Origin of the sequence: Pseudoalteromonas luteoviolacea, from assembly GCF_018100925.1 — a bacterium.
Lineage (GTDB): Bacteria > Pseudomonadota > Gammaproteobacteria > Enterobacterales > Alteromonadaceae > Pseudoalteromonas > Pseudoalteromonas obscura.
Genome location: NZ_JAGJEH010000050.1, coordinates 1 through 920, shown reverse-complemented (window position 1 = coordinate 920; position 920 = coordinate 1). Strand labels below are relative to the sequence as shown.

The window sequence follows — 920 nt, the reverse complement described above, 5'->3', positions numbered from 1 at the left end:
ACGTCTTCACTCTTTGTTGGTTTTTCTTCCGTAGAGCTACTGTCAGATGTTTGGTCTACATCAATTCCAAACACCTCATCCAAGGAAATTTTCTTTTTCTTACAGGTGGCTACGATAGAAGTATAAGGTAATGTCCCTTTTTTCTTGGACATTGATATTCCACTATGGGAAAGGCCCAATTCCATTGCAAGAGCTCTATCGCTATTCACACCTAACTTATCACGCAGTATATCGATTACTTTGTCGATATCTGACTCTGTAATACTATCGCCTAACATATTTGACAGTCAACACCTAAATTGTTTTCTAAAATATAATTTGCTTCACTATTGACACCTAAATTATTAGGCACTAGTTTAATAAAACACCTAGTGACAAATATGTTAGGCAAAACAAATCTACTATTAAGGTAAATCTATCATGACAAAGAAAAAAATGACATTTGATGCCATCAGGAAAGAGCTTTTTAATAAGGATATTCAGTTTGCTGATATAGCAATAGCAGCCAAAGTTACGCCTGGTCATGTGTCCAACGTAGCGAGAGGCAGTGCAAAATCTATCCATATAGCAAAAGCAATAGCTTTATCTTTGGGTAAGTCCTTGGATCAAGTGTTTGGTGAGGACTATGCCCAAACCAAAAAACGAGGACCAAAAAAGCGTACCCAAAGGCGTAATCAAATCATTGAAGCAATCCAAGCGGGCCAGCCAGTGCCTGACCCAAGCATGAACCCATAGAACCACCAAGTCTAGGTTAATTTAAGGAGATTTTTACCATGTCTGAGAATCAAGAATCCATGAACATTTTAGAGAGCGAGATACCGCCTGATTGCGAAATACTCCACCATTTTAGCCAATGCGTTAACGCTTGTATGCGCAGGTGTGGGTTTACCCGTAATGGCCTTGCCCAACGCATGAACGCG

The 920-nt window shown here is 39.6% G+C and carries 2 protein-coding genes; one reads left to right on the top strand and one right to left on the bottom strand.

The annotated features are described in order from the left end of the window. A partial coding sequence (locus J8M00_RS28000) for a helix-turn-helix domain-containing protein (protein WP_211013643.1) occupies positions 1-278 on the bottom strand: 278 nt, incomplete at its 3' end. Positions 279-420: 142 nt separating this feature from the next. Between J8M00_RS28000 and J8M00_RS27995 the strand changes: the two genes are divergently transcribed. Continuing rightward, positions 421-735: a hypothetical protein gene (locus J8M00_RS27995; RefSeq protein ID WP_211013642.1), complete on the top strand. Its 315-nt coding sequence runs from the start codon at positions 421-423 to the stop codon at positions 733-735. Positions 736-920 lie beyond the last annotated feature (185 nt).

Excerpts from the sequence above, each read along its gene's own strand:
- J8M00_RS27995 (WP_211013642.1), top strand. The coding sequence starts at position 421 with ATGACAAAGAAAAAAATGACATTTGATGCCATCAGGAAAGAGCTTTTT.